Annotated in this window: 20 protein-coding genes; 10 read left to right on the top strand and 10 right to left on the bottom strand. The window is 67.3% G+C overall.

The window, feature by feature from the left end:
• Window positions 1-11: 11 nt before the first annotated feature.
• The 4 genes from OVA13_RS11160 to OVA13_RS11145 form a co-directional block, all read right to left on the bottom strand.
• Window positions 12-1,403, bottom strand: coding sequence for a serine hydrolase domain-containing protein (locus OVA13_RS11160; RefSeq protein WP_267790551.1), 1,392 nt, complete (start codon window positions 1,401-1,403; stop codon window positions 12-14).
• An 86-nt stretch (window positions 1,404-1,489) separates the two neighbouring features.
• A complete protein-coding gene (locus OVA13_RS11155; protein ID WP_267790550.1) occupies window positions 1,490-2,137 on the bottom strand; it encodes a DUF4136 domain-containing protein in 648 nt (215 codons plus the stop codon).
• Window positions 2,138-2,217: 80 nt separating this feature from the next.
• Window positions 2,218-2,808, bottom strand: a complete 591-nt coding sequence (locus OVA13_RS11150; protein WP_267793515.1) for a mechanosensitive ion channel family protein — start codon at window positions 2,806-2,808, stop codon at window positions 2,218-2,220.
• Window positions 2,809-2,909: 101 nt separating this feature from the next.
• Window positions 2,910-3,371, bottom strand: a complete 462-nt coding sequence (locus OVA13_RS11145) for a hypothetical protein (protein WP_267790549.1) — start codon at window positions 3,369-3,371, stop codon at window positions 2,910-2,912.
• A 192-nt stretch (window positions 3,372-3,563) separates the two neighbouring features.
• On the opposite strand from OVA13_RS11145, the gene OVA13_RS11140 reads away from it, so the two are divergent.
• Window positions 3,564-4,880 (top strand): glycoside hydrolase family 2 TIM barrel-domain containing protein, encoded by a 1,317-nt coding sequence (locus tag OVA13_RS11140; RefSeq protein ID WP_324288201.1) that lies wholly within the window; start codon window positions 3,564-3,566, stop codon window positions 4,878-4,880.
• Window positions 4,881-4,916: 36 nt separating this feature from the next.
• Here OVA13_RS11140 and OVA13_RS11135 read toward each other — a convergent pair whose 3' ends face one another.
• The gene (locus OVA13_RS11135) at window positions 4,917-5,339 is read right to left on the bottom strand and encodes a hypothetical protein (protein WP_267790548.1); all 423 of its coding nucleotides are present in this window, start codon (window positions 5,337-5,339) and stop codon (window positions 4,917-4,919) included.
• Between the two features lie 334 nt (window positions 5,340-5,673).
• Here OVA13_RS11135 and OVA13_RS11130 point away from each other — a divergent pair, with 334 nt between their 5' ends.
• The 4 genes from OVA13_RS11130 (at window position 5,674) to OVA13_RS11115 (ending at window position 7,959) form a co-directional block, all read left to right on the top strand.
• The gene (locus OVA13_RS11130; RefSeq protein WP_267790547.1) at window positions 5,674-6,426 is read left to right on the top strand and encodes an SDR family oxidoreductase; all 753 of its coding nucleotides are present in this window, start codon (window positions 5,674-5,676) and stop codon (window positions 6,424-6,426) included.
• A gap of 92 nt (window positions 6,427-6,518) precedes the next feature.
• Window positions 6,519-7,031, top strand: coding sequence for a nuclear transport factor 2 family protein (locus OVA13_RS11125; RefSeq protein WP_267790546.1), 513 nt, complete (start codon window positions 6,519-6,521; stop codon window positions 7,029-7,031).
• Window positions 7,032-7,114: 83 nt separating this feature from the next.
• Complete coding sequence (locus tag OVA13_RS11120; RefSeq protein ID WP_267790545.1) at window positions 7,115-7,522, top strand: hypothetical protein; 408 nt, start codon at window positions 7,115-7,117, stop codon at window positions 7,520-7,522.
• 17 nt (window positions 7,523-7,539) lie between these two features.
• Complete coding sequence (locus tag OVA13_RS11115) at window positions 7,540-7,959, top strand: hypothetical protein (protein WP_267790544.1); 420 nt, start codon at window positions 7,540-7,542, stop codon at window positions 7,957-7,959.
• Between the two features lie 12 nt (window positions 7,960-7,971).
• On the opposite strand, the gene OVA13_RS11110 is transcribed toward OVA13_RS11115, so the two are convergent.
• The 4 genes from OVA13_RS11110 to OVA13_RS11095 all read right to left on the bottom strand — a co-directional run bounded on the left by OVA13_RS11110 (window position 7,972) and on the right by OVA13_RS11095 (window position 13,091).
• On the bottom strand, window positions 7,972-8,682 hold the full coding sequence (locus OVA13_RS11110; RefSeq protein ID WP_267790543.1) for an SDR family oxidoreductase: 711 nt from the start codon (window positions 8,680-8,682) through the stop codon (window positions 7,972-7,974).
• 43 nt (window positions 8,683-8,725) lie between these two features.
• The gene (locus tag OVA13_RS11105; RefSeq protein ID WP_267790542.1) at window positions 8,726-9,361 is read right to left on the bottom strand and encodes a cysteine hydrolase family protein; all 636 of its coding nucleotides are present in this window, start codon (window positions 9,359-9,361) and stop codon (window positions 8,726-8,728) included.
• A 124-nt stretch (window positions 9,362-9,485) separates the two neighbouring features.
• On the bottom strand, window positions 9,486-12,122 hold the full coding sequence (locus OVA13_RS11100; protein ID WP_267790541.1) for a serine/threonine-protein kinase: 2,637 nt from the start codon (window positions 12,120-12,122) through the stop codon (window positions 9,486-9,488).
• Between the two features lie 297 nt (window positions 12,123-12,419).
• Complete coding sequence (locus OVA13_RS11095; protein ID WP_267790540.1) at window positions 12,420-13,091, bottom strand: ECF-type sigma factor; 672 nt, start codon at window positions 13,089-13,091, stop codon at window positions 12,420-12,422.
• Between the two features lie 427 nt (window positions 13,092-13,518).
• Here OVA13_RS11095 and OVA13_RS11090 point away from each other — a divergent pair, with 427 nt between their 5' ends.
• From OVA13_RS11090 to OVA13_RS11080, 3 genes are all read left to right on the top strand, one after another.
• Entirely contained in the window at window positions 13,519-13,878 is a 360-nt protein-coding gene (locus OVA13_RS11090; RefSeq protein WP_267790539.1) for a transposase, read from the top strand.
• Window positions 13,875-14,150 (top strand): hypothetical protein, encoded by a 276-nt coding sequence (locus tag OVA13_RS11085; protein ID WP_267790538.1) that lies wholly within the window; start codon window positions 13,875-13,877, stop codon window positions 14,148-14,150. Before OVA13_RS11090 ends, OVA13_RS11085 begins: the two co-directional genes overlap by 4 nt.
• Window positions 14,151-14,468: 318 nt before the next feature.
• The gene (locus OVA13_RS11080) at window positions 14,469-14,687 is read left to right on the top strand and encodes a hypothetical protein (protein WP_267790537.1); all 219 of its coding nucleotides are present in this window, start codon (window positions 14,469-14,471) and stop codon (window positions 14,685-14,687) included.
• A gap of 26 nt (window positions 14,688-14,713) precedes the next feature.
• On the opposite strand, the gene OVA13_RS11075 is transcribed toward OVA13_RS11080, so the two are convergent.
• Window positions 14,714-15,232, bottom strand: a complete 519-nt coding sequence (locus OVA13_RS11075; protein ID WP_267790536.1) for an adenine phosphoribosyltransferase — start codon at window positions 15,230-15,232, stop codon at window positions 14,714-14,716.
• A 182-nt stretch (window positions 15,233-15,414) separates the two neighbouring features.
• Here OVA13_RS11075 and OVA13_RS11070 point away from each other — a divergent pair, with 182 nt between their 5' ends.
• Both OVA13_RS11070 and OVA13_RS11065 read left to right on the top strand, forming a co-directional pair.
• On the top strand, window positions 15,415-15,930 hold the full coding sequence (locus OVA13_RS11070; RefSeq protein ID WP_267790535.1) for a DUF1993 domain-containing protein: 516 nt from the start codon (window positions 15,415-15,417) through the stop codon (window positions 15,928-15,930).
• Window positions 15,931-16,197: 267 nt separating this feature from the next.
• Window positions 16,198-17,937 (top strand): caspase family protein, encoded by a 1,740-nt coding sequence (locus tag OVA13_RS11065; RefSeq protein ID WP_267790534.1) that lies wholly within the window; start codon window positions 16,198-16,200, stop codon window positions 17,935-17,937.
• Window positions 17,938-17,948: the final 11 nt, after the last annotated feature.

The following is a 17,948-nucleotide window of genomic DNA, read 5'->3' as shown; positions in this document are numbered from 1 at the left end:
ATACGCGGCGCTCAGTCCAGCGTTGCCAGTATCCCGGCGGTGAAGCGGGCGATATCGAAGCGCGCGCCGGCAGGATCTTCGCCGCGCCGGACGATGACGACCTGGCGACTGGGCACCACGATGACGAACTGGCCACGGTTGCCGAACGCGCCGAAGGCATCGGCCGGAACGCCCCGCGACTTCGCGAGCAGCCACAGCGTGGCACCGTAACCGAACTCGCCAGTGGGCGGCTGCGGGCCGGCCGGCGTGGTGGCGTACTTCACCCAGCCTTCCGGAAGGATGCGCTGTCCCTGGAAAACACCGTCATCCTGGTAAAGCAGCCCCCAGCGCGCCAGGTCGCGCGCGGTGGTCCACACTTGGCTGGACAGGATGTAGTTGCCGCGCCAATCGGTCTCGGGAACCGTGCGCGTCATGCCGATCTTCCACAGCAACGCGGTGAAGGGATACGCAAGTGCCTGGGCGTCGTCGCCGATGCGTTCGCGCAGTGCGCGCACCGCGAGCACGGTGTCGTTGTTGGCGTAACGGTACGTCGTGCCGGGCAATGCAAGCAGCGGCCAGCTGGTCGCTTCCTGGTCGACGGTGGCGCCGCCGAAGTAGAGTGCATCGGTCCGGTTGCCGGCCGTGGTGCTGGTCAGGCCACTGGCCATTCGCAACAGCTGGTCGGTGGTGATGGCCGCGCGCGGATCGCCGGGGGCCTGCCAGGCCGCGAGCGCGGCAGGGCGGGCGGGATCGATCCTGCCTTCGCCCGAGGCAATGCCCACCAGCGTGCCCGCCAGGCTCTTGGCCACGGACCAGGTGCGCTGCGAGACATGCGGGCCGAAACCATCGCGATAGCGCTCGCCGACGATGCGCCCGTGCTGCAGGACGATGACGCCGGTGGTCTGGCTGCCTTCGCCGAAATGGTTGCCGTCGAACGCGTTCTTCACCACGTCGTCGAAAGCACGACGGTCGCCCTTCAAGCGCCCCGTTGCGTTGCGGTCCCCCAGCGGCCAGGGCCTGTCGTCCAGCGCAGGTGCGGTAGCGTCGAACCGCGGCAGCGTGTTGATCGCTTCCGTGCCTGCGCCGATGGGAAGTTGCGTGCAGCCCACATGGGGGCGCCACGTCGCGATGCGCGGCGGTTGCGCATCGTCGAATGGCACCGACACGCGCTTGCGTTCGCGGTCCACCGTCGCAGTGAGCAGCGGCACCAAGGTGTCGTACTCCGGATAGATGCCCTTCAGTTCAAGGGTCGCGAGCTGCGCCTCATCGCGGCCGGCGTTGAATATTCCGCTGCACAGGGTCAAGGCCTTGTAGCCTGCGGCGATGGCGCGCTCGTAGGTGCGTGGCGCCTTCGGTTGCGCGCTGGCATCGGATAGCCACAGGCCGACCAGCAGGCACGGCAGCAGGCAGCGGACTCGCATCATCGTGGCATGTCTCTGTGCAGGGAACGGGCAGGCCCCATTGTGCCCGACGCTGCGCCGGGGACTGCCGTCCTCCGTCGCGCGCCCGACTATTTCGCGGCAGGCAATTCCGCCAGCACATTGCGGGCCAGCGCATCCAGCCGTGCCTGCGTTACTGCACCGCGTTTGACCGCGCCGCGCTGGGTGGCGCGCCACACCACGCGGATCTCGCGCGGCTCGAGCACCTCTACCTGCAGGCCGCCTTCGGTCTCGTGCTTGACGCGCGGACTGAGCACCGGCGTGCCCGCATCACTGCGGATCACCAGTTGCGAGCATCCATCCGCCGTGCAGGCCATCGCGGACTGCGGCGTCGCCGAGGCCGGCTGTTCCCTGACCAGCTGTTGCTCGAGATCGCGGATGCCAACCCGATAGGCCACCAGGACGTCCGCCTGTGACGCAGGCACCAGGCGATATCCCTTGGCCTGCAGCGCCTTGTCCAGGGCCGCCTGCAACTGCTTGCGGAACGACGCATCCTGCACGCGTGCGTCGGACTCGGCAGCCAGGCGGGGCGGCATGGCGACCCAGGCATAGCGCGCGCCGGGCAGCTGGGTGGCGGATTTGGAGACGGTGGCCTTCGGAAGCGTCTGCGCGACAGCCGGCAGCCCGATGAGCACGGCGGCCAGGGCCAGCAGCAGGAGTAGCGCCAGACGGGTGCGGAGGAGCGATGATGCGATCAGCGACAGGGAGGCAATGCGCATACGCGTTCTCCTTTGGGATCGTCGGCGGGAAGATAGCACAGCAGGACGAAGGCCCGGGTCACGGGCTGGACGGGACGCAGCTACTCCGGCGCCGAGCCAGTCGGCGGTGCGCCCGACCGCCAGCGGCGGGTCGTGCGCTGGAAAAACTGGCTGTTGGGGATCTGCAGCACGGTGTCACCACGTGCGTCATCCTCCAGCAGCGTGGTGTACAGCAGGTTGATGTCGATCACGCGCCCGCGCAGGCCGGGTTTGTCGCCGTTCTCCAGCAGTTCGATGTGGTCGTGTACGCGGAACGGGCGCGTGGTCAGGATCAGCACGCTGCAGAAGATGTTGGACAGCACGCTCCAGGCGGCGAAGAAGGCAACTGCGGCCACCGCGGTGAAGCCGGTCAGGGCGGTCCACAGCACGCTGCTGGACACGCCTAGACGCCCCAGCGCCAGCATGCCGGCCGAGGCGTAGATGATCACGCCGGTCAGGCGGCGCGCACTTATGGTCACTTCGGCCGGCAGGCGGTAGCGATCGCCCAAACGATGCAGCACACCGCGCAGCACGCGCCGCAGAAGCCAGGCTGCCAGCAGGATCACCAGCGCTTCGGCCATGGGCACGGCGACTTCCGTCCAGTGGCGCATCCAGTCCGGCAACCAAGTGGGCGTCGCCACGATGCGCGCCATCTGCGGCGTGGGCGACACGGTGATGGAAGCGGGCAGGTTCATCATCCACATGCCGACAGGGTGCCGCCCGCATCGTCAATGGTCAATGCGGAAGGCGTGCATCAGTGCTCGAACGGGTGCGCCTTGCCGCAGGCATAGACATGGTTGTAGTCACTGGACATGCACTGGTAGAAATCGCGGCGCGTGCCAGTGGCGGACTCGCAGTCCGCCAGCGTCAACTGGGCGAGCAGCGCATTGAGTGGCTTGGCCGTGGCTTCGTAATCCGCGCGCGCCAGATAGCCGCCCTGCATGTTGCGCTCGCCCACTTCCAGCATGGTTTCCACGCCCCAGCGGGCGTTCTCCACGGCCTTGCCGCAAGCCAGGGGCACATCCTCCTGCTGGACACGAGTGAGGCCCTGGGCCAACTGGTTGATCTCCTGTTTCACTTCCGGCGACAACGCATCGAGCTGCGGCGCGCGTGTGTCGGCATCGCGGCTGTCCTGGGCCGATGCATGCTGGCCCACCAAGACGAGGCAGAGCGCCAATGCCGCGACCTGCGCCGATCGTGTCCTTGCTTTCCGCATGACGTTTCCTGGAAGGGCGATGAAGAGGGCGCTGCCCCGGGTGTGCAGCGACGGTGAGCGTGCAAGTGTAATCCGCGGGCGACAACGGGGCGTCGTGCCCGATCACGGTGCACCTTGCCACATGGCATGATGCAGCGGCTCGTGCAGGATTCGGCGGGCATGGGTGTCCACTCTCGCAGGACTTCTCTCCGCATGTCCGTTCGCTCGCTGGTCCTGATGTTGTCGCTGTGCTGCTTGTCGCCCTTGGTGTCCGCGCAATCATCCGCCAAGACTGGACCTTCGCAGGTAAGCATCGAGCAGCAGGATGGTCGCTACCGCCTGCTAGTGGACGGGAAGCCTTTTCATGTGAAGGGGGCCGGGCTGGCGAGCGGCAGCCAGGAAGAACTCGCTGCGCGTGGCGGCAACTCCTTCCGCACCTGGAGCACGGGCACGGATCACGTGAAAGTGCGTGGGATGCTGGACCGTGCACAGCGCAACGGTCTGAAGGTGGCAATGGGCATCGAGGTGGGCAACGAACGCCACGGCTTCGACTACGACGATGACGCGGCGGTCGCCCGCCAGCTGCAGCGCATCCGCGCCGAAGTGCAGCTCTACCAGGATCATCCCGCCGTGCTGATGTGGGTGGTGGGCAACGAGCTCAACCTGGAGTATTCCAACCCAAAGGTTTGGAATGCCGTCGGGCAGATCGCCGACACGATCCACGAAGTCGACCCCCACCATCCGGTGATGACCACGGTGGCGGGATTCGACGCGAAGCTGATCGACCTGCTGAAGACGCGTGCCGGATCGCTGGACCTGATCGGCATCCAGCTGTATGGCGACATCGGGGCGCTGCCGGACAAGCTGCGCGCCAGCCGATGGACCGGTCCGTACATCGTGACCGAATGGGGTCCGACCGGGCACTGGGAAAGTCCGTTGACGGCATGGCAGGCGCCCATCGAGGACGATGCCTCACGCAAGGCGCAGTTGCTGCAACAGCGCTACGAACAGGTGATCGCGCGCGATACCGTGCAGGGCCTGGGCTCGTACGTGTTCCTCTGGGGCAACAAGCAGGAGCGCACGCCGACGTGGTACGGCCTGTTCCTGCCGGGTGGCGAAAGCACGCCCGCCGTGGATGCCATGGAGTATGTCTGGACCGGACGCTGGCCCGCCAACCGCGCGCCTTCCATCACGCCGCTCACGCTGGACGGTCGCCGGGCGGCCGACAGCATCACGCTGCAACCGGGGGCGTCATACCTGGCGCAGGCCGATGCCGAAGACAGCGACGGCGATGCCCTGCGTTACCGCTGGACGGTATTGCACGAGAGTGTGGCCAAGACGATCGGCGGCGATCGCGAAGACGTGCCGCCACGCGTGCGGGTGCGCATGCAGGAAGACGGAAAAGGCGGCCTGCGCTTCAACGCGCCGGGCACGCCGGGCAACTATCGCCTGTTCGTGGAAGTCCACGATGGCCAAGGCCACGCGGCCTACGCCAACCTGCCATTCCGGGTAGAAGCCGCCAGCAGGTAGGGGGTGTGGAGAACCCGTGGGCGTGATGCCCTGTCTTCAGGCCGCCTGGCGGCGGTACACACCCACGTTGGTGTATGGGCGCCCGTTGCTCAGGTGGCCGTGCATGCGGATGACCAGGGTGTCCTGATCGACCAGCTCGCGCTCGGACCACTGCACCTGCCGACCCTCGTGCCAGGTGGCCGAATGCAGCTGCGTGGGCGACACGGATTCGAAACTCAGCGCATCCACCAGCGGCGTGCTGTGGTACGCGTGCGGCTTGCCGTCGACAGGTCCGTCGAATGCGACGCGATAGCGCTGCCCATTGGCACTGACCCACTCCGAGGCGATCGACAACGTGCCGTCGGCGTCGTAGCCCAGCCGGTAGCGGGCGCTGCGTGGCGGCCTGCCCAACTGGTAGTCGCACTGGTCCGGCAGCAGCTGCCAGGTGCCGGCCAGGCCGGTGATCGCGGATGTGTTCATGCGTGCTCCTTGCACGGAAATCAGGGCCTGACGGTGGCCCGTGGCCGCCATGCTAGCGATTCCCCGGGGTGCGACGTGTGCCAACGCGGTCGCAAATTCCGTTGCTGGTGGCAGGCGGCCGTGTTCCGGCCGCCCTGCTACCAGTAGACCGTGACACGGAATGCGATGCACTCCGCATCCCACGTGTGCGCCCGTGCCATGGCGCCGGCAAACCGACGCGGCAGGGGGAGGTGCCCCGGCCCCGGCTGTCACGCCCGTGCGCCCTGGCCCGTCCTGGCATGCAGCAGCGGGGCACGGCGCGTCGCGTGCGACTTCCCCAGCACAGGAGCGGGACATGAAGATCGTGGTCATCGGCGGTACCGGACTGATCGGCAGCAAGGTGGTCGGCACGCTGCGCGCGCAGGGACATGAGGTGGTGGCAGGCGCACCCTCCACCGGCGTCAATGCCGTCACCGGCGAAGGACTGGCCGATGCACTTGTCGGCGCTGCGGTGGTGGTGGATGTGGCGAACGCACCCTCGTTCGAGGACCAGGCGGCGATGGATTTCTTCCAGGCCGCGGGTCGCCATCTGTCGGCCGCGGAAATCGCCGCGGGCGTAAAGCACCACGTGGCGCTGTCGGTAGTGGGCACCGAGCGATTGCCGGGCAGCGGCTACTTCCGCGCCAAGCTGGCGCAGGAGGCGCTGATCCAGGCCTCACCGGTGCCTTACACCCTCCTGCGTGCGACGCAGTTCTTCGAGTTCATGGGCGCCATCGCGCAGGCGGGCATGCGGGATGGCGCCGTGCACCTGTCGACCGCCCCCATGCAGCCGATGGCCGCGCAAGACGTGGCCGCGGCGGTGGCTGAAGCGGCGCTGGCCGCACCGGTCAACGGCATCCGCGAGGTGGCAGGCCCGGAGTCGCGCCCCTTGTCCGATTTCGTCGGCGACTATCTGCGCGCGAAGCATGATGCCAGCGCGGTGGTGGCCAACGCCGCGGTGCCCTATTTCGGCGTGGTGCTGGATGATCGCTCACTGATGCCCGGCGCGGATGCACGGTTGATGCCGACGCGCTACGCCACCTGGCTGGCACAGTCCGTCACGGCGTGATCCGTGACCTCCGGCAGGTGGCCGCATGGCAGGGGAGGGTGCACGCAGCGTTCGGATAAGCTGGGGCCTCTGCCATCCACGGTGTCGCCTGCATGAAGATCGCCGCCCCGCTGCTGCTTGCCTGCCTGATGCTGCCTTCTACAGCCAGCGCCGCGGACACGGATGCCGCCAGCGGTACGTCCGGCCCGCTGTTCGATACGGTGGCTGCCCTGGATCGCACGGTCTTCGACGCCTACAACCGTTGCGACCTGGAGACGTTCGCGACCTACTTCGTGCCGGACGTGGAGTTCTACCACGACAACGGCGGCGTTACGTGGACCCGCGAGGACGTGGTGGAGGGCACGCGCAAGTACATCTGCGGGAAGGTCCGCCGTGAGCTCATACCCGGCACGTTGCGCATCTACCCCATCAAGGATTTCGGCGCGGTGGAGGAAGGCGAGCATCGCTTCTGCCAGCGCGCGAGCGGCCAGTGCGAAGGCGTGGCGAAGTTCGTCATGGTGTGGCGCAGGGAAGGCGAGGCGTGGCGCATGACACGCGTGCTGAGCTACGGCCACCGCGCCGCCTCCGAAGAAGAGATGCGCGCCGCCGCCGCCGCGCAGCACTGAACGAAGCCGCGTCCCGTTGTTTCACCCGCGATGAACGGGCTGCGGCTAGCATGCGCTACAACGTCCGCCCGGAGATGTGCGCCATGAAGAAGTCCATTGCCATGCTCGTATCGGTCAGTGTGTCCTTGCTGCTGGCAGGCTGCGGCAAGCGGGAAGACGTCGCTGCGGCACCTGCCGTCGAGGCGGAACCCGCTGTGTCGGCTGGCCCCGCTGCCCCCGCGACGCCTGCAGCCCCGCCACCTGCCGTGCCTGCTGCCTCTGCAGGGGTCGGCGACGATTATCCGGTGGCGCGCGATGCCTGCCTGGCGGCGGTGGCCAAGGCGACCGGCGTGGCGCTGTCCGCGCTGACGGCCACCGAGGTGCTGTGGGCGGAGGCCGGCGTGGGCGTCACCGTGCAGGTGCCCGGCGCGGATGCGCCGTGGTCCTGCCTGTCCGATGAGCAGGGCAACGTGCAGGGCGCGGCGTATACCGGTTCGGAAGGCAAGCTCTGACGCCGCTGCCGGTTGCCTTGGATACCCACAGGGGACGCATCGGTTTCAAACGGGGCGCAGTGATCGCGCTGCGATCCTGCGTCGCCTTCGTGCTCGCCTTGGCCATGGTGCCGCTGGTGAACGAGGCGGGTGGCCAACTCGGCGATGCGATCGGGCTTGCTTCCGGCGGTGATCAGCGCCTGTCATGGGATCTGGCATGGGTGCTCATTGCCGGCGTGGCCGCGAACTGGCTGGTCGTGAAGCTTGCGCCATGCGCACGGCGCCCGCATGCGGTCTTCCTGTTCGTGGTGATGCTGGCGATTCATGTGCAGGCGGTGCGGATGCTGGGGAACGACTGGCCCCGATGGTTCAGCGCGGGCCTGCTGCTGTGCCCGCCCTTGCAGACATGGCTTGGCGCCGCGTGGGCGTTGCGCCAGCCACGCGCTCGTCAGGCCTAACGCGGCTGTCTGTCAGGCTTCGCCAGCCGGATGCAGGTAGACCGCCTCGGGTGCGGACAGGCCGGCCTTCACCTGCTGGCTGAGCGCATCCGCAAGGATTTCACGACGACCGTTCCGCAACGCGTCCACCACCTGCTGGGCAACCTCGGCGGGACTGGCCTTGGGTGCGTCGACGCCGGCGGTCATGTCGGTGTCCATGTAGCCGACATGCAGACCGACGACCTGCGTACCCTGCGCGGCCAGGTCGTTGCGCAGGCCGTTGGTCATCGACCACATGGCGGCCTTGGAGGCGCTGTAACCGGCGGTGCCAGGCACGCTGAGCCAACTGAGCACCGACAGGATGTTGACCAGGGCACCCCCGCCGTTGCGCGCAAGCACGGGCGCGAATGCCTGTGCCATCGACAGCGGCCCCCAGTAGTTCGTATCCATTTCCGCGCGCATGTCCGCCAGCGTGTCTGCTTTCAGGCTGAAGGTGCGGCGCGCGATGCCGGCGTTGTTGACGACCACGTTGACATCACCACACGCCTGCGCGGCGCGCGTGATGGTGTCGGGGGAGGTGATGTCCAGCGCGACTGGTATTGCGCCCGTGGCCGTGACGGTGGCGGGATCGCGCGCACCCGCGTAGACCTTGGCCGCGCCGGCCTGCAGGAACGCCTCCACCAGCGCGTGGCCCAATCCGCGGTTGGCACCGGTGACAAGCACGACGGCAGAAGCAAGTTCCATGGTGATCTCCTTGAGGTCGGGGCGAACGATGGGGGGCGCCGGGTTACGAAGGCGTGCACAGCGCCTTCAGCAGTTCCGCCGTGGTCAGTATGCGGTGGGCGAAGGTGGGTGCATTGATCTCGTGCGCCGCGTGCATCGCGGCCGTACTCGCCGCCGCGGTCGCGTCGCGCACGAGGGTGACGTGGTAGCCGAGTTCGGCGGCGAAGCGTGCGGTGGTCTCGATGCAGGTATTGGCGATCAGGCCGACCAGGATCAGGTGGCTGATCCGATGCTGCTTCAGCAGGTAGTCCAGGTCGGTGTTGGCGAAGCCGCTGGAGCCCCAATGCTCCTTCACCACGATGTCGCCGGGCTGCGGGGCGAACTCCGGATGCCATTCGCCGCCCCAGCTGCCTTTGGCGAAGGGCTGCACCCGCGAGGCGCCCAGCTGGTAAGGGGTGGGGTGGTCCCAGCCACGGAAGTCATCGGGCTCCGCGCGATGATGCGGTACGATGAAGACAGGGAGGCCGGCTTCGCGGACCGTGGTACAGATCGCGCGCAGGTGCGCATGCAAGTCGACGCTGCGGGCAACCTCGGACACCAGCGGCCACAGCTTGCCGCCTTCGGCCAGGAAGTCGTTGTATGGATCGACGAACAGCAGCGCGGTGCGCCCGGCGGGATAGCCGGTATCGGGGCTGGACATGGGAACTCCGAGAAGGTGCCCACAGTGGTGACACAGGGTGGCGCAGCGGCTTCGGCGTGGATTGCACCTGCGTGCGGTGCGGTCGTCCGGCCTGCCACGGGGGACGCCGCCGGTCGGCGTCGGGCTACGGGTGGGCGTACGACGGCATGCGCAGCTGCATCAGGGCGTTGCGCACGCGCAGGGTGGTCGGATGCTGTGCCCCCAGGTAGCGGCGTGATTCCACCAACGCTTCCTGCAGCATGCTCTCGGCGGCGGGCAGGTCGGAGGTGCCGTCGGCGTGGGTCCTGTTTCGAAGGATCAAGGCGCGCGCCAGCGCCAGTTTTCGCTCCGGCATGGGCAGCTTGCGCTGCTGCGCCGCCCGCGTGCCTTCTTCCAGCAGGCCGATGGCTTCGTTGATGGGCGCGGAGGCGGGAGGGGCCTGGTGCGCGGGCAAGGCATCCAAAAGCTGGTTGGCCAGATCTTCCTTCGCCTGCAGCGTTTGGACGTGGAGAGGTCCGAGCGCCCGTTCAAGCAAGGCAATGGTGTCGCGTGCCTGCGGCACGCCGCTTCCGGGCGACTGGCGGGATGCCAGTCGCGCCTGCAGACCGAGTGCCTTGGCGTACTCGGGGTGTTCTGCGCCGAAGGTAGCCATCAGGAGCGTGCTGGCATTGCCCAATGCGTGCCGCGCCTCTGCGTACTGGTTGAACCGGTAGTGCTGCTCGGCAAGGACGCGCCAGCTGCGTGCGGTATCCGGGTGCTCTTTGCCGAGACGCTGCTGGCGATGCTCAAGCAGGAGTCTCGCCAGCGCGATGGCACTTTCCTGCTGGCCCAGGCGCGAGGTGATCTCGACCAGCTGCTCGCGCGCAGCATCGGCGACCAACGGATGCGTCTGCTCCGACAGCGCCACGGCGCGTTGCAGGTCGTGCTGGGCTTCCTTCAACTGCAGGCGTTGGCCCTGCCATTGGCCGCGCAGGGTGAGCAGTTCTGCCATGGGTTGCGCCAGGCTGTCGGCACGCAGCGACTGCGCGGCCTGCAATCCCATCGCCAGCGTCGCCAGTGCGACGTCGTGCTCGGACAGGCCCCAGTGCGCGCGTGCAAGTTCGGTGAGCAGACGGATGTCCGCCAGGCCGGTGTCGCCGTCGAGTCGCTCGTTCTGCTGGATGCCGGCCAGTGCCGCATCACGGGCTTCCGCATGGCGGGCCTGCAGGTTGAGCAGCGATGCCAGCGTCGCGCTGGTCTCCAGACTCTGCTGCGGGTCATCCGAATCGAGCTGGCTGGCCTCGGTCGCAAGCCGCAGCGCATGCGGATAGTTGCCCATCGCTGCATAACTGCGGGCCAGCGTGGAGAGGGCGCGCGCCTTGAGCGCCGGCTGGCCTTCCAATGACTGCGACCGCAGCCGCGCCTCGGTTTCGGCCAGCAGCTGCTGGGGGGGAACACGTGTGTCGCTGAGGCCCGACAGCGTGGCCGTGCCCAGCATCTGCTCGAACAGGTCGCCGATCTGGCGCGCGGCTTCGCTTTCGTCGGCGCCTCGCCGGAATTGCCACGTCGCCACGCCGAGCCCGCCCAGCAACGAGAGTCCGACCGCACTTCCCAGCGTGGCGGTGATCGCGTTGCGCCGCAGGAAGCGCTGGGTCCGGTAGCCCCAGCCGCCCGCCCGTGCCGCGACGGGGCGGTGCTGAAGCCAGCGCTGCAGCTCATCGCGTAGCTCGGTGGCGCTCTGGTAGCGCTGGGTGGGATCGATGGCCACGCATTTCCACGCGATGGCATCCAGGTCGCCGGCCACTTCGCGTACCAGTCGACGGTTGTTCCCGCGCCCGCGCATGCGCGCCACCGCGCTGGCCGCATGCTCGAGCAATTCCACCATATGGCGCGGGCTCGGGGTCTCGGGACGCATGATGCGTGCATGCACGGGGTGCAGCGGCGCGGGCCATTCCGCGCACAGCAATCGGTACATGACCACGCCCATCGCGTACACATCGCCGGCAACGGTGGCGGGTGCGCCGGCATGCACCTCCGGTGCGGCGTAGCCGTTGGAAATGGCGATGCGAGGCGCGTTCGATACGCCGTGGCCCAGCGTCACGGACAGACCGAAATCGACGAGGAAAACATGTCCCTGCGGCGTCACCAGCAGATTGGAAGGCTTGAGGTCCTGGTGCAGCACCTGCTGCTGGTGCGCGTACGCCAAGGCATCGCAGGCCTGGATCAGCAGTCTTATGCGCTGCCGGATGCCCGCTTCACGCTGGTCGCACCACTGGTCGATGGAAACGCCATCGATAAAGCGCATCGCGAACCAGGGAAGCCCGTTGGCTTCGACGCCACCATCGATCAGCGTGGCGATATGCGGGTGTTCCAGCTGCGCCAGGTGGTTTCGCTCACTGAGGAAGGCGGCGATGAGCGCGGGCGAGGACAGCTCCGCGCGGATGCACTTCAACGCCACGCGTTGCTGGTAGTGGCCATCGGCGCGACGTGCTTCGTACACCGTGCCCATGCCTCCCACATCGAGCAATTGTTCGATGCGCCAGGCGCCCAACTGAGTCCCCAGGCGGGATTCCGGCTGGCTGCCGTCCAGCAGGGCGTCCGCGGGCTCGCTGGCGGAAAGGACGCCGAAGGGAGGAGCGTCCAGTGGATGCTCCACGGCGTCCGCCACCAGCAGTTCCACCAGCGCGTCATGCAGCGCAGGATCGTCCTGCTTCAACTGCGCCAGCGCCCGCGACTGCCGGTGATGCGGCATGTCCGCGAATTCGTCGAACAACTCCAAGGCATGGGCTTTGGCGTTAGGCATCGCGATGGACGCTACTTGGGAACATGGTGTAAATGTTCGAAGCCGGGGAGTCGAGGAATCGTGCGCAGGGCATTGCCGCCCGGGGCAAAGCAGGGACGAGGGTCGGGCCGGTGCGAAGGGGGCTGCGGCCGGCCAACATGAAACACATTCGCAGCGAAACGTGCCAAGCGGACACCGGGGATGCCACCGGGCCACGGCAGCCTTGTCCGGGCGACGGAAATGGGGTGTGCCGGATACGCCGCGCCATCATCTGCGTTCCCCTGTTGTCGCTTGACGGCCCGGACGGCCCCGCCGATCTCAGGCGCCGGGTGGCGCGTCGTCGGCTGCCTCCCCACCCAGGTGGCTGAACAGGAACGCACGTGCCTTGCGCCAGTCGCGCCTGACGGTGCGTTCGGTCACCTTGAGCACGTCGGCGATTTCCTGCTCGCTGAGCCCACCGAAGTAACGCAGTTCAACCACCTGCGCCAGGCGCGCGTCGACCGTTGCCAGATCGTTGAGCGCCTGGTCCAGGATCAGTAGCTGTTCCAGCTGCACCTGGTGCCCGGGTTCGTTGGTTTCGTCAAGCGTCAACACCTCCACCCCGTCTCCGCGCTTTTCCGCCAGTGCGCGACGTGCCTCGTCGAGCAGGACGAAGCGCATGGCGCGGGCGATCAGGGCCACCAGGTGGGACCGGTTCTCCACACTGAAATCGGCGCTGGCCAGACGCAGCCAGGTTTCGCTGATCAGCGAAGTCGGCGAACGCGAATGCCCGCGCCGCTGCTGCCGGATCTGTGAACGCGCGATGCGATGCAGGTCCTGGTAGAGCAGCGCGTATATGCGATCCCACGCGTCGGAATGTCCCCCTTGGGCGTGGTTCAGCAACTGGGTGACGGACTCGCGACGCACGTCATCCATGGCCGCATCGCCGATGCACGCCGGCTCATCCGCGGGCATGACGGTACGCACGGGATCCTGCGGCTGGCGAGTCATGTCCTGACTGTGCTCGATATCACGATTCCTGACCATATGAGACGCGTGTTGTGCGGATTTCGCAAGCGTGGCACGACCGTGAAGCACGCCAGATGAATGGCGGTCGACGCGGTGGTTCGGTCATGAGCGTGGAGTCTTCCGGCGCTGGCGTTGTCGGGCCACGGAAGGTCGCATGGACGCACCTGCCTATCGGATTCGAATAAGGGGGATTACGGTTTGTTCGAGTTTCTTTTCCTGTCGAGCGCAGTGCAGCTGCGCGAATGTAATCGTCGTTCTAAGAACATGCATGGTGAAGTGACCACACGCGGCGGTGACTGCAATGCGCGCTGAACCGATCGCATCAATGCTGATGGAGCATGTGGCTGAGCATGCGGGCGCTTTCCGGCCTGTGTCCGGTCCGCTCCCCACCGGGCTCGGTCCGCGCGCCATGAGCCAATGGCATGTCATGCAGCGCCTGGCCCCGGCGGAATGGGTCGTCATGCTGGAGCGCCTGCCAGGCCGCATCGGGGCGCGCGCACGCCACGGGGGCAACGCCAAACGCTTCATCGAAGCGGTGCTCTGGGTGTCGCAGACCGGCGCGTACTGGTCAGACCTGCCAAGGGAGTTCGGCTCGTGGCATGGCATCTACGTGCGTTTCATCCGGTGGTCGCAGGACGGCACCTGGGCCGACGTCATGGCGACGTTGCCGACGGACGACCAGCGGCGTGCCGACCTGCAGGCCCTCGTCGACCGTTACCTGGCCCGCAACAACACCAAGCACCTCAGTCGCGCGATGAGGTCCGCATGAATGCCGTTGCCGCGTGCACGGCAGACCTCGCCACAAGCGATGCCCCTTGGGATGCCGTGCAGCACAGCAGCGTCATCATGGAAACGCACCGGGTAAGGCAGGCGGATGTCACCGTCATCGTGCACGGTGACAGTGATGACCACGTGCGTGCGTTGCATGGCCTTTGCCTGGCGGCCATCCGTCAGGCGGTGACGGCGGCTTGCGGGGCCGCATCAGATACGACGGGCCCCGGATGGAACGTAGCAGCGCCCGAGTCGCGGCAAGGTAGTTAGACCACGCACACTGGCCGTTGTCCCAACGCAACGGCCCCCCTCTATCTGACAGGCGTTTCCCCCGTCTGTCAGCTAGGTGGACCGGTCTCTTTCCCCAAGGGGTCCGGTTACTCGCCGCCAGTGCCCGACACACTGGCGGCATTGCGCCCACGGCGCCCGGAGGGGGAGGTGCAATGCCTCCCCCTCCTCTTCCCGCGTTCTCAATCGCACGTCAGGCAGCGGACGAGCCAGCAAGTTTCATCGAATACTCACGTTTTTCTTTGCGATCCTTAACGTCGGCGCGCCTAGCCTTTGTCGATCTCCGACCAGGAATCACTCATGAGTACCCACGTGTTCACCGCCCGCGACGAGTACGGGCGGCATTGCCGCATCCAGGTCCGTCGCGAGGAATCCACCGACAAGGCCCGTGCGGGGAAGGACGGGGCGCTTCCGCAGCTCCGCTACGTGATGGAAGATGGCAGTGATGTGCGGCGCATCGATAACGACACCTTCCAGGTCATCGCCACCGGCGCCTACGTCACGCGCGTCGACGCATGAGTGACTGCAGCAGGGCGTGAATGGCCTCAGTAGGACAAGGTCGCCACGAGCGGCGCGGGATGGCGCCACGTGGCCCTGGCGGCCAGAAACGCCAGTTCCACCAGCACGGCTGCACCGACGACCCGTGCCCCCTGTTGCTCCACCAGCTGGATGGCGGCTTTCAGCGTGCCGCCGGTCGCCAGCACGTCGTCCACGACGATGACGGGTGCGGCCTGCGGTAACGCATCGGCATGGATCTCCAGCCGGTCGCGCCCGTATTCCAGCCCGTAATCCAGTGACAGGGTGTGGCCCGGCAATTTGCCCGGCTTGCGCACCGGCACGAATCCCACACCGAGTTCCCGCGCCAGCGCCGCGCCCAGGATAAAACCGCGCGCTTCCACCCCGACCACGGCATGCAGCGGCTGCTTGCGCCAAGGTTCCGCCATCGCGGCGACCGCATCCGCAAAACCACGCGCATCCGCGAGCACGGGTGTGATGTCCTTGAAGAGGATGCCCGGCTTGGGAAAATCGGGAATGTCGCGGATCAGGTCGGACCAGGCGTGCATGGCGGCGATGTCGAAGCGGGAAATGTCGGTGCAAGCATGCCATGTCCTGCCAGTTCCCCCGCATTCGCATCCCTTCCGGCATCAGGGCGGAATCCGGGACGGACTCTCCCGCAAGCGGCGGCTAATCACGAGCCGCGGTCGCGGCTATGCTCACCTCCCCACCCGATGTGCGACCGTTGCCCATGAGCCAGACCCTGTCGATGTACCAGGCCTCCATTCCCGTCTTCACGCGCGCGCTGCGCAACCTCAAGCACGTGCTGCAGAAGGGCGAGGCCTATGCCCAGGAGCGGGGCTTCGATGCGAACGTCCTGCTGCAGGCGCGCCTGTATCCGGACATGCTGCCGCTCGTGCGGCAGGTGCAGATCGCCACCGACAACGCAAAATTCGGCGCGGCGCGCCTGACCGGCACCGAATCGCCGCGTTTCGAGGACAACGAGACCAGCTTTGCCGAACTGTACGATCGTCTGACCCGCGTCATCGAATACCTGGGCACGTTCGACGAAGCCGCCTTCGCAGGCAGCGAAGACCGCGAGGTGACCGTTCCGACGCGCTCGCGCGGCGACCTGAAGTTCGACGGACGCGGTTACCTGTTGGGCTTCGCGACGCCGAACGTGTACTTCCACGTCACGACGGCCTACGCCATCCTGCGCCACAACGGCGTGCCGGTGGGCAAGCAGGATTTCCTCGGCGGGCGTTGAGCATCATCCGCCCACTGCCCGACCGGCGGTGGCCTGTCCGGTGAGGTCGTGGCGTTCGGTGGTGTAGAGCCCGGCAGGTGCGTGCGCCTGCCGGCAAGCCCCGATGGAGCTGGACCATGGCGCTGCCTGCAACGGAATGCTTCCCCGGTCACGGCGCGATGCCGTCGGCCGGCGCGATACTCCCCGATCGGTCATCGCGACCTGTCCGCATGCTGAGGCGTGCGGGCGTCGCGGTGTTCCTTCCCCCGGTGAAAGGAGGCTGACGCGATGGCAACCGCACTTCGTATCCTCTGCGTGCATGGCGTGGGCCAGCACCCGCCCCAAGGCCCCTGGCAGCTCGCGTGGGAAGACGCGATCCGCCACGCCTGTGCACAGGTGGACCCCGCGCGCGAACTGGATATCCAGTATTGCCACTACGACGACATCTTCGCGCAGCACCCGGTCAGCCTGGGCGATACGCTGGAGGCGCTCGCCCGGCTGATCGCCAATGGGGTGACCGCGCCGTTCCGCCGCGCGCGCGGCGACGATTCCCGGCTGCGGCATACCGCCGGCATGGTGGTGAAATGGGTCGAGAGCGCGGCGTTCCGCAAGCAGACGCGTGACCGCCTCGTGCAGCGTATCGAGGCGACCAAGCCGCACGTCGTGCTCGGCCACAGCCTGGGCTCGCTGGTCTGCTACGACACCTTCACCCACGAGGACACCCGTGCCGCGGCCGCTGGCCGATACTTCGCCTCGCTGGGTTCGCAGATCGGCAATCCCTTCGTGCGTGGCGAGTACCAGGCCGGCCGCCTGAGCGCGATCGACAAGGCTCGGTTCTGGTACCACCTGTACAACCGCTTCGATTCCGTGTTCACCGCCCGCGTCAGCATAGCCGCCGACAATTTCCGCCAGGTCGACACCCACTTCGACATTTCAGGCAACGCCGACCACGCGGCCGAGGAATACCTGCGGCATCCGCAGGCGGTCAGCACGCTGTGGTTCGATGTACTGAATGACGCAACCACGCGCATCACGCGCTCCATGCGCGAGCAGGAGCCCATCGCCCGCCGCGTCGCCACGCCGCGCAAGCGCGCGCTGCTGGTCGGCATCAACGAATACCCCGATCCCGACGACCGCCTGTCCGGCTGCGTCAACGATGTCTTCCTGATGAGCGCCATGCTGCAGGAACAGGGTTTCGATGCCGGCGACATCCGCGTGGTGCTGGACGACCGTGCCACCGCGGACGGCATCCGCGAGCGCGTGGACTGGCTGCTCGACGGCGTGCGCAGCGGCGACCAGCGCATCCTCTACTACAGCGGTCACGGCGCGCAGCTGCCCACCTACGGGCTGGGTGATCGCGTCGACCGCATGGACGAGACGCTGGTGCCTTACGACTTCGACTGGACGGAAGAGGCCGCCATCACCGACGACTGGCTGTTCGAGCGCTACGTGCAGCTGCCGTACGACGTCAACTTCAGCATCATCCTGGACTGCTGCCATTCCGGCGGCATGGCCAAGGGCGGGCCAGCGCGCATGCGCGGACTCAATCCGCCCGACGACATCCGCCACCGCGCGATGTGCTGGAACGCCGACCGGCAGATGTGGGTGCCGCGCGACCTGGAAGTCGCCGACCGCAAGAAGCAGGCGGTGGACGAGGACACCATGCCGCTCGGCGACATGAGTGGCCGCTTGGGCTACGCCTTGCCGGTGCGCACGCTGCGGCTGGGCGAAGCGCGCGAGATGCGCAAGGCGCTCGGCCACAAGGGCCCGTACATGCCGCTGCTGCTGTATGCCTGCCAGGAGCGCGAGTTCGCCTACGAGTACGAGCATGGCGCGGTCCACCACGGCGCGTTCACCTACGCGCTGGTCAAGAACTGGCGGCGGATGCTCGCCGGCGGCGCGGGCGACCGGCGCAGCCTGAAGGTCAGCGATCTGGTGAAGTACACCTCGGCCGAACTGCGCGAACTGGCCTACGACCAGACCGCCGCCGTGGCCGGCCCGGAGATCCGCCTGAAGCGCTGGATGTAACCGCCCCGTCG

This window comes from Pseudoxanthomonas sp. SL93 (genome assembly GCF_026625825.1).
GTDB lineage: Bacteria > Pseudomonadota > Gammaproteobacteria > Xanthomonadales > Xanthomonadaceae > Pseudoxanthomonas_A.
Note: the sequence above shows the minus strand (reverse complement) of the source record. Positions and strands in the feature narration are given on the sequence as shown.

Coding starts and splice junctions, on each gene's coding strand:
- OVA13_RS11065 (WP_267790534.1), top strand. CDS start 16,198: ATGGCAACCGCACTTCGTATCCTCTGCGTGCATGGCGTGGGCCAGCAC.
- OVA13_RS11135 (WP_267790548.1), bottom strand. CDS start 5,339: ATGAACACATCCGCGATCACCGGCCTGGCCGGCACCTGGCAGCTGCTG.
- OVA13_RS11140 (WP_324288201.1), top strand. CDS start 3,564: ATGTCCGTTCGCTCGCTGGTCCTGATGTTGTCGCTGTGCTGCTTGTCG.
- OVA13_RS11110 (WP_267790543.1), bottom strand. CDS start 8,682: ATGGAACTTGCTTCTGCCGTCGTGCTTGTCACCGGTGCCAACCGCGGA.
- OVA13_RS11145 (WP_267790549.1), bottom strand. CDS start 3,371: ATGCGGAAAGCAAGGACACGATCGGCGCAGGTCGCGGCATTGGCGCTC.
- OVA13_RS11120 (WP_267790545.1), top strand. CDS start 7,115: ATGAAGAAGTCCATTGCCATGCTCGTATCGGTCAGTGTGTCCTTGCTG.
- OVA13_RS11130 (WP_267790547.1), top strand. CDS start 5,674: ATGAAGATCGTGGTCATCGGCGGTACCGGACTGATCGGCAGCAAGGTG.
- OVA13_RS11075 (WP_267790536.1), bottom strand. CDS start 15,232: ATGCACGCCTGGTCCGACCTGATCCGCGACATTCCCGATTTTCCCAAG.
- OVA13_RS11070 (WP_267790535.1), top strand. CDS start 15,415: ATGAGCCAGACCCTGTCGATGTACCAGGCCTCCATTCCCGTCTTCACG.
- OVA13_RS11155 (WP_267790550.1), bottom strand. CDS start 2,137: ATGCGCATTGCCTCCCTGTCGCTGATCGCATCATCGCTCCTCCGCACC.
- OVA13_RS11105 (WP_267790542.1), bottom strand. CDS start 9,361: ATGTCCAGCCCCGATACCGGCTATCCCGCCGGGCGCACCGCGCTGCTG.
- OVA13_RS11125 (WP_267790546.1), top strand. CDS start 6,519: ATGAAGATCGCCGCCCCGCTGCTGCTTGCCTGCCTGATGCTGCCTTCT.
- OVA13_RS11090 (WP_267790539.1), top strand. CDS start 13,519: ATGAGCCAATGGCATGTCATGCAGCGCCTGGCCCCGGCGGAATGGGTC.
- OVA13_RS11160 (WP_267790551.1), bottom strand. CDS start 1,403: ATGATGCGAGTCCGCTGCCTGCTGCCGTGCCTGCTGGTCGGCCTGTGG.
- OVA13_RS11085 (WP_267790538.1), top strand. CDS start 13,875: ATGAATGCCGTTGCCGCGTGCACGGCAGACCTCGCCACAAGCGATGCC.
- OVA13_RS11100 (WP_267790541.1), bottom strand. CDS start 12,122: ATGCCTAACGCCAAAGCCCATGCCTTGGAGTTGTTCGACGAATTCGCG.
- OVA13_RS11095 (WP_267790540.1), bottom strand. CDS start 13,091: ATGACTCGCCAGCCGCAGGATCCCGTGCGTACCGTCATGCCCGCGGAT.
- OVA13_RS11150 (WP_267793515.1), bottom strand. CDS start 2,808: ATGGCGCGCATCGTGGCGACGCCCACTTGGTTGCCGGACTGGATGCGC.
- OVA13_RS11080 (WP_267790537.1), top strand. CDS start 14,469: ATGAGTACCCACGTGTTCACCGCCCGCGACGAGTACGGGCGGCATTGC.